Source organism: Rufibacter latericius (genome assembly GCF_003721515.1).
Taxonomy (GTDB): Bacteria; Bacteroidota; Bacteroidia; order Cytophagales; family Hymenobacteraceae; genus Nibribacter; species Nibribacter latericius.
The window spans coordinates 1-3038 of the sequence record NZ_RJJD01000018.1; the positions used below are offsets into that span (position 1 = coordinate 1).

A 3038-nucleotide genomic window follows, 5' to 3' on the forward strand; every position below is an offset into this window, starting at 1 on the left:
TCGCTATTATTCATTCGGGTGTTGCCTACCAACCGGATTTTAAAAGATTTTCCGCCTGATTTTATTGACTTTTAACAGAGTTCATGTTGGCAGGAGTTATTTTTTCAAAATTTATGCTTTCTGCTATTATATAACCATCCAATCCTGCTGAACTGCTGATGTGGAAACATTTTAATGCTCTACTTTCAATCCTTTTCTGGTCTTCGGTAGATATGCTTTTATAATGTTTATAGTAGCTCATCAGGTCAGGAAAGGCTAATTGCAATCCCTTCCAATCTGTCTCCTCAATTCCAAAAATTATATTACCCTTATCTATGATTCTAAAGTCCTGATTTATTACTCCTTCAAATGTAACCTTCATCCGTTCAGAATCATCTCCACACGAAATAAGGAAATTAGTTGTGTTAGTATTAAAATCAAGTGATAGTTTATCTATCTCACAATCATGTACAAGGTGTGTATAATCTTCCATATTTTAATTTCTGCCAACGGTTAGTATAAACGACGCGCGAGACCGTCGGCCGAAGGGTGACGTTTATGCATTGTTGGCAGAAGTAGTTCTTTTCAAGTTTGGTTTAATTCTTTCTCCTTTAACTGCCGCTCCCTTATTATTTTTATGAACAAGAGAATTGAGCATAATAGAAACGGTAGTCCAAAGGCAAAGCTAATTCTTGCAAGTCCACTTGTGAATAATGTGTGAGTAAGATAATAAAAGCTTAACCATAAGAGAAAGAGACCTAACAGCTTTAGCCAGTAATTGAATCGGTAATTTTTTGTTGCTAATGAAATTATAAGGGTTATTTGTCCAATTAGAGCTAACAATCCTACGGCTGGTAAGGATGCGTCATAATCGGCAAATGGAGAAAGCGTGAAATCGCTGGTTAGATAGTTTAGTAAAGCCATTTCTATAATACCCACAAATCCAATTCCGTGCCCAGCACCAACGACAATAAAGAAATTGAAGAGGATTGTCAGTATTGTGAGTCTTTTCATTTTTTCTATTTCTGCCAACGTCTAGTGCATGAGGCGTGCTAGGCCGTCGGCCGTAGCATGGCTTATGCATCATGTTAGCACAAGTGATTTTTATTCTTCTTCCCTGATGAGGGACTTTGAAATCTCCTTCTCTGTCACTTTACCGTCTTTCGCTATAGTGAAATGCGTGACGGTTAAATCCCCTTCTGTGCTAAATTTAGTGTTCTCAGAATCTACGATTTCGGTGTTCAAATCAATACTTATCCGTTCGTAGATGTTTTCTGTTATAAACTTGCCAGTGGTCTTATTCCCCCAACCACCGTCACCGCAGCTTGCTGCGACTATGAAACTGTTAATTGCTTTTCCATTCTTATCGTAAATGCAGTAATGTAGCAAATCGCAAGAGCTACTCTCGTCCTGAGTCAGAACAGTAAATTCAATTAATTCTGGGTTTCTTTTCTGCCAAGAGTAAAAGTAATCTCTGTCATAGCCTTGCCCGACAAAGTTCCGCTTACCATCCTGCCAAACCAGCTTAAATGTACTGCTATCCAGTTCCTGATATTTACCTATTCTTGTGTCCCAGTTGAATGTATCAATTTCAAAGCTCTTCAGTCCTGGATATTTAAACTTTTCTTTTAAATCCATCAGCGGTAAAGGCTTTTTAGCATCAATGACGTTTTCATCCGCATTTGAAGATAGGTTTCTCCTTTTTTCAGTGCATGATGCTAAAGAAAGGATAAGCCCCAAATAAACTAAGCCCTTTTTCATTCTATGGTTTTCATTTGTGCTAACGGTTAGGCTAAACGACGGGCGAGGCCGTCGGCCGAGGCTGGCGTTTAGGTGTTGTTACGCGAAGTTGTTTTTATTTTTACACCTGCTCTTTTGTTAGCTCTAAAGAAGGCTTTTCCTGCTCTAATTCGCTTTCAAGCTTACTGAGCAAATATATGACTACTAAGGGCACTATGTTAACAACAAGGAAAGCTTCATCGTGGTCCGTATTCCAGTTATATTCAAAGCTGGACAAGGCAGCATTTAGTTTTAACAGCATACCTTCAGTTACGTCGAAACCGATAGACACCCCTAATCCTGAAATATATTGAAAACTATAGCCCGCAACGGCGAAACCAATAAATTGAATGATTTGATTAATTCTGGAGGGTAACATTCCTTTTGCAGGGTCCTTCAGCAAAATTAGTCCGCTAGCAACTGAGAATAAGTACAGTATTAGCATGACGAACAGAAGGAGAACCGCATAGCCATTGAAAGCTTCGGTCTGTAATATGTATTGAATCATAATCCCAAGTCCGATGATTCCGCCAATTATCTGATACCAGCTAAGAATTTTTATTTCAGTATCTAATTTCATCTATTTTCAATTACGCGTAACGTACTGGGCTAAACGACGGGCGAGGCCGTCGGCCGGAGACTGGCGTTTAGGTGTTGTTACCCGTTTTTATATTTTACCAAATTCAAATGCACCGATTAGTTCTCCCAGCAGACTGGCTTCTTCTTTTGTAATTCGCCCTTCTTGTTCAGCTGCCACAATTGAGTCAACAGCTAATTCATATTCTATTCGACCTCGAATCTTTCCTCTATCAAGTATTTTCCGTAGTTTATCTTCCCTCTTGTAGCCTAAATTCTCTTGATTTACTTTTTTCCAAAAGACTTCTACTGCTTCACCTTTCGATTCTTGAAAGAAAATTAATATATCATTGACTATATACTTTAGAGATGCCAGCTTTCTATATTGAGGTAGAGGATTCAAGGCACTCTCTTTGTTCTCACTATAAACCTTTATAAATTGATTTACATGAGCTTCATTAAAACCAGTCGGCGGGTATTTTGAGAACGATTCAATTGCTATATCTATCGCTCTAGCCACTTTTTCAGCCTCAGAGTTATAGTCTCTTTTCATTATTTTAATTACGGGTAACGGACTAGTATAAACGGCGGCGGAGGCCGTCGGCCGATGCTGGCGTTTATACAGTCCTATGTTTGCAAAAACTAATTAACTTGTATAAAAGAGAAGAAAGGAAGGAACAAGATTCATTATACAATAAGGCCCT

5 protein-coding genes are annotated in these 3038 nt (G+C 38.6%); all 5 read right to left on the reverse strand.

Annotated features, from left to right (window positions below):
* Window positions 1-61 precede the first annotated feature (61 nt).
* The 5 genes from EFB08_RS19535 to EFB08_RS19555 all read right to left on the reverse strand — a co-directional run bounded on the left by EFB08_RS19535 (window position 62) and on the right by EFB08_RS19555 (window position 2887).
* A complete protein-coding gene (locus tag EFB08_RS19535; protein WP_123128670.1) occupies window positions 62-472 on the reverse strand; it encodes a hypothetical protein in 411 nt (136 codons plus the stop codon).
* A 92-nt stretch (window positions 473-564) separates the two neighbouring features.
* Window positions 565-993 (reverse strand): hypothetical protein, encoded by a 429-nt coding sequence (locus tag EFB08_RS19540; protein WP_123128671.1) that lies wholly within the window; start codon window positions 991-993, stop codon window positions 565-567.
* Window positions 994-1083: 90 nt separating this feature from the next.
* Entirely contained in the window at window positions 1084-1740 is a 657-nt protein-coding gene (locus tag EFB08_RS19545) for a hypothetical protein (RefSeq protein WP_123128672.1), read from the reverse strand.
* 100 nt (window positions 1741-1840) lie between these two features.
* The gene (locus EFB08_RS19550) at window positions 1841-2338 is read right to left on the reverse strand and encodes a hypothetical protein (RefSeq protein WP_123128673.1); all 498 of its coding nucleotides are present in this window, start codon (window positions 2336-2338) and stop codon (window positions 1841-1843) included.
* An 87-nt stretch (window positions 2339-2425) separates the two neighbouring features.
* Entirely contained in the window at window positions 2426-2887 is a 462-nt protein-coding gene (locus EFB08_RS19555) for a hypothetical protein (RefSeq protein ID WP_123128674.1), read from the reverse strand.
* Window positions 2888-3038 lie beyond the last annotated feature (151 nt).

Coding starts and splice junctions, on each gene's coding strand:
- EFB08_RS19535 (WP_123128670.1), bottom strand. CDS start 472: ATGGAAGATTATACACACCTTGTACATGATTGTGAGATAGATAAACTA.
- EFB08_RS19540 (WP_123128671.1), bottom strand. CDS start 993: ATGAAAAGACTCACAATACTGACAATCCTCTTCAATTTCTTTATTGTC.
- EFB08_RS19545 (WP_123128672.1), bottom strand. CDS start 1,740: ATGAAAAAGGGCTTAGTTTATTTGGGGCTTATCCTTTCTTTAGCATCA.
- EFB08_RS19550 (WP_123128673.1), bottom strand. CDS start 2,338: ATGAAATTAGATACTGAAATAAAAATTCTTAGCTGGTATCAGATAATT.
- EFB08_RS19555 (WP_123128674.1), bottom strand. CDS start 2,887: ATGAAAAGAGACTATAACTCTGAGGCTGAAAAAGTGGCTAGAGCGATA.